Origin of the sequence: Thermococcus sp. (assembly GCF_027066465.1) — an archaeon.
GTDB lineage: Archaea > Methanobacteriota_B > Thermococci > Thermococcales > Thermococcaceae > Thermococcus.
In genome coordinates this window covers 1-4134 of record NZ_JAMONU010000013.1, presented here as the reverse complement: position 1 = coordinate 4134, position 4134 = coordinate 1, and the positions used below count along the sequence as shown (strand labels likewise).

Here is a 4134-nt window from a genome sequence, read left to right as displayed (position 1 = left end):
TCGTACGCGAGGGGCGAAGCTAAAGAAGACAGCGATGTTGACGTGATTGTCATTGTCAAGAGACGGCTAACGCTCGAAGAGCACGACCGACTCAGTGAAATCACAGAGGAATACGTTCTGGAGAAAGGGTTAGTTATCTCGCTCATCGTTTACCCGGTTAATCCGAGAATGGAGCACGACCCGCTGATTCAGAACGTTTACACGGAAGGTGTCAAGGTATGAGTGGGTACAGGGAAATACTGGAAAAAGCAGAGAGGAGCCTTGAAGCCTCAAAGACGTTGCTGGAGAAGGGGTTTTATGCCTTCGCACTCTCAAGGGCGTACTACACAATGTTCTACTGCGCAGAGGCCATTTTGCTGACGAAGGGAATAAGGGTTTCGAAGCATTCCGCAGTCATAGCACTCCTCGGCAGGGAGTTCGTCAAGACTGGAGAAGTCCCACACAGGTTTTTCACACACCTTCGAACCGCGTTTAATCTCAGGCAGACCGCGGATTACTCCTTCGTGGTTGATATAACTGAGGAAGAGGCGCGCGAAAACATACGGCGCGCCGAAGAGTTCCTCGAATTTACGAGGCGCTATCTAATTTCGAAAGGCTTTCTGGAGGGTTGAAGATGGGTGAAAAGATAAAGCTCGAACACGGTGCGGGCGGAGAAATAATGGAGGAGCTCCTGAGGGACGTCATACTGAAGACCCTGACCCTCAAGAGCGCCGGGGGAATAGGACTCGACCAGCTCGACGACGGGGCGACGATACCGTTCGGGGACAAGCACATAGTCTTTACGATAGACGGCCACACCGTCAAGCCACTCTTCTTCCCCGGCGGCGACATAGGCAGGCTCGCGGTTAGCGGAACGGTCAACGATTTGGCTGTGATGGGCGCGAAGCCTTTAGCCTTAGCAAACTCGATGATTATCGGGGAAGGCCTTGACATGGATGTCCTTGAGAGGGTTCTCCGCTCGATGGACGAAACCTGCAGGGAAGTCCCAGTTCCAATCGTTACCGGCGACACAAAGGTCGTTGAAGAGCCCATAGAGATGTTCGTGATTACCGCGGGAGTTGGAATCGCGGAAAAGCCGGTAAGCGACGCCGGGGCGAAGGTTGGGGACATAGTCCTCGTCAGCGGAACGATAGGAGACCACGGAATAGCGCTGATGAGCCACAGGGAGGGTATAGCCTTCGAAACCGAGCTCAAGAGCGATGTAGCTCCTATATGGGAGGTCGTTGAAGCGGTTGCAAAAGCCATCGGCTGGGAAAATATACACGCGATGAAGGACCCCACGAGGGCCGGGCTGAGCAACGCCCTCAACGAGATAGCGAGGAAGAGCAACGTCGGAATCCTCGTCAGGGAGGAAGATATACCCGTGAAGCCCGAGGTAAGGGCCGCGAGCGAGATGTTGGGAATCAGTCCCTACGACGTGGCGAACGAGGGGAAAGTTGTCATGGTCGTTGCCAGGGAGTACGCGGAGGAGGCCCTTGAGGCGATGAGGAAGACGAAGAGAGGGAAGGACGCGGCGATAATCGGCGAGGTAATAGAAGAATACAGAGGGAAGGTCCTCCTCGAAACCGGAATCGGCGGAAAGCGCTTCATGGAGCCCCCTGCTGGAGACCCCGTGCCAAGGATATGCTAACGCATCTCGAAGCCTTCCAAAGCTTTTTTCACTTCTTCCACGCTCGCCTCGTCCTCCAGCGTCGATAGGTCGCCGAGGCCCTTTCCGCTGGCGAGGGCCTTTAGGACGCGACGCATTATCTTTCCGCTCCTCGTCTTCGGCAGTTTGTTTACGAAGAACACCTCTGCCGGAGCCGCTATCGGTCCGAGGGTTTCCCTGACGTAGTCTATCAGCTCTTTCTTCAGGCTCTCCCTTGGAACGCAGTTCTCCTTGAGGATTACGAAGGCAACTGGCACTTCGCCCTTAATCTCGTCGGGCCTTCCTATCACAGCGGCCTCGGCAACTGCCGGGTGGAGGACCAAAGCATGCTCTATCTCGGCCGTCCCAATCCTGTGGCCCGAAACGTTCAGCACCTCGTCGGCCCTGCCGAATATCCAGAAGTAGCCCTCGTCGTCCTTCATAGCGTAGTCAGCGGGGTAGTAAATCCAGATTCCCTCATCGGGCCTGCTGAACCTCTGCCAGTAGGTCTTGATGTAGCGCTCGTCGTCGCCCCAGATTCCGAGGAGCATTCCCGGCCAGGGCTTCTTTATCACGAGGTAGCCGCGCTCGTTCGGCTCCGCCGGGCTTCCATCGGCCCTGAGAACGTCAGCATCGACGCCGAGACCCGGAAAAGTAGCCGAGCCGGGCTTAAGCGGGGGCAACTGTATTCCGGCCGAGGGATAAATCATGTAACCACCGGTCTCGGTCTGCCACCATGTGTCAATTATCGGGCACCTCCCACCACCGACCACTTCGTAGTACCACTTCCAGGCCCTTGGGTTTATCGGCTCGCCCACCGAACCTAGAAGCCTTAAACTTGAGAGGTCGTGCTTCTTCACCCACTCGTCGCCGTAGCGCATGAGCATTCTGATTGCCGTTGGGGCGGTGTAGAATATCGTTACCCCGTGCTTCTCCACCAGCTCCCAGGGCCTGTCCGGCTTTGGATAGTTGAGCGCTCCTTCATACATCATCACAGTAAGGCCAAGCGTTAATGGCCCGTAGACGAGGTAGCTGTGGCCCGTTATCCAGCCAACATCCGCTGTATTCCAGAATAGGTCGCTCTCGGTTATTCCCCACGCCCACTCCATCGTTTTAGCCACGTAGACGAGGTAGCCTCCGGTGGAGTGGACGATTCCCTTGGGCCTTCCAGTTGTTCCGCTCGTGTAGAGGATGAAGAGCGGGTGGTTGCTCTCGACCGGAACGGGCTCAACGTAGCGCTCGGCTCCCTCAAGAAGCTTGCTCCACTCGTAGTCCCTGCCCTCGACCATGTTGACGCCGTTCTCTTCCCTCCTGAGGACGACGACGCTTTCGACGCTCGGTGTTTCGAGGAGGGCCTTGTCAACTATCTCTTTGAGGTTGAGCTTTTTCCCGCGCCTGTATAGGTAGTCGGCGGTGATGACGACCTTTGCCCTTGCGTCGTTAATTCTCGTTGCTAAGGCTTCAGCCGAGAAGCCGGAGAAGACAACGCTGTGAATCGCTCCAATCCTCGCACTGGCGAGCATTGCTATGACAACCTCCGGGACGAGGGGCATGTAGATGACGAGCCTGTCGCCCTTCCCGACGCCGAGGTTTTTCAGTGCTGAAGCAAAGCGGTTCACCTCGCGGTAGAGCTCGTAGTAGGTTAGCGTTCTAGTCTCCCCCTTCTCGCTCTCCCAGATTATCGCGGCGCGGTTTCTCTTTCCAGCCTTGACATGCCTGTCAAGGGCGTTGTAGCTCGCGTTGAGCTGACCCCCGACGAACCAGCGGAAGAAGGGCGCCCTTGAGTCATCGAGGACCTTCTCCCAGGTCTTGAACCAGTCGAGAACCTTCGCCTGTTCGGCCCAGAACTCTTCGATGTTCTCTATTGACTTCCGGTGCTCCTCCCTGAAGGCCTCCAGTGGCAGGTACCTTTCCTTGAGGAATCCTTCGCCTATCTGCATGCTACCACCTCGCTTCTCAGAAATGAGAATTAGGAAACCTTAAAATTCTTTCGTTGATTGTCAAAGTGATAAACGACGAAAGTCGAAAAAGAGTTAGGGGAAACTAATTAGCCGAACGACGAAAGTAAAATAACCGTTCGTCGAAACAAGGGCGTGAGAAGTCCCAATTGACAAAGAATCCCCGAAAGGTTCCGAAAAAATTCCACAGATGTTTACAGAAATATGTAAAAATACGAGAAGGCAACGTCAGACTGTCAAAGGTTTTTCGAATGTGTTCATCCGTTGATTATCCTCCACAGTTCTTCTATCTGCTCTATCGGTTCAACTTCCTTACCCTTCAGGCTGTCGAGTATGAAGTTCTGGTCGAAGGGAATCACAACGTCGGGCTTAACCGGCAGTTCCTCCACGACGCCAGGCAGGGCTTTGTTGAGAACGAGAACGTGCCTCAGGCCGAGGCTCTCGCTCAGCGCTTTTATTTTCTTTGACAGCTCTATGGACTCGGCGGAGGGCTCTGCGACGTCGATGACGACGTCAACGTACTTGTCAACGCCCCTGCCAAAGTGCTCT

General features: G+C 55.0%; 4 protein-coding genes and 1 pseudogene. 3 read left to right on the top strand and 2 right to left on the bottom strand.

Going from position 1 to position 4134, the window contains the following annotated elements; translation table 11 throughout:
* The 3 genes from MVK46_RS00680 to hypE all read left to right on the top strand — a co-directional run.
* A partial coding sequence (locus MVK46_RS00680) for a nucleotidyltransferase domain-containing protein (protein WP_297534489.1) occupies positions 1–222 on the top strand: 222 nt, incomplete at its 5' end.
* Positions 219–611 (top strand): HEPN domain-containing protein, encoded by a 393-nt coding sequence (locus MVK46_RS00675; RefSeq protein WP_167914571.1) that lies wholly within the window; start codon positions 219–221, stop codon positions 609–611. The genes MVK46_RS00680 and MVK46_RS00675, both read left to right, overlap by 4 nt.
* 2 nt (positions 612–613) lie before the next feature.
* The gene (gene hypE, locus MVK46_RS00670) at positions 614–1630 is read left to right on the top strand and encodes a hydrogenase expression/formation protein HypE (RefSeq protein WP_297534488.1); all 1017 of its coding nucleotides are present in this window, start codon (positions 614–616) and stop codon (positions 1628–1630) included.
* On the opposite strand, the gene acs is transcribed toward hypE, so the two are convergent.
* The gene (acs, locus tag MVK46_RS00665; RefSeq protein ID WP_297534487.1) at positions 1627–3567 is read right to left on the bottom strand and encodes an acetate--CoA ligase; all 1941 of its coding nucleotides are present in this window, start codon (positions 3565–3567) and stop codon (positions 1627–1629) included. The genes hypE and acs overlap by 4 nt on opposite strands.
* A 275-nt stretch (positions 3568–3842) precedes the next feature.
* A pseudogene (locus tag MVK46_RS00660) lies at positions 3843–4134 on the bottom strand (carbon monoxide dehydrogenase); the annotation flags it as partial.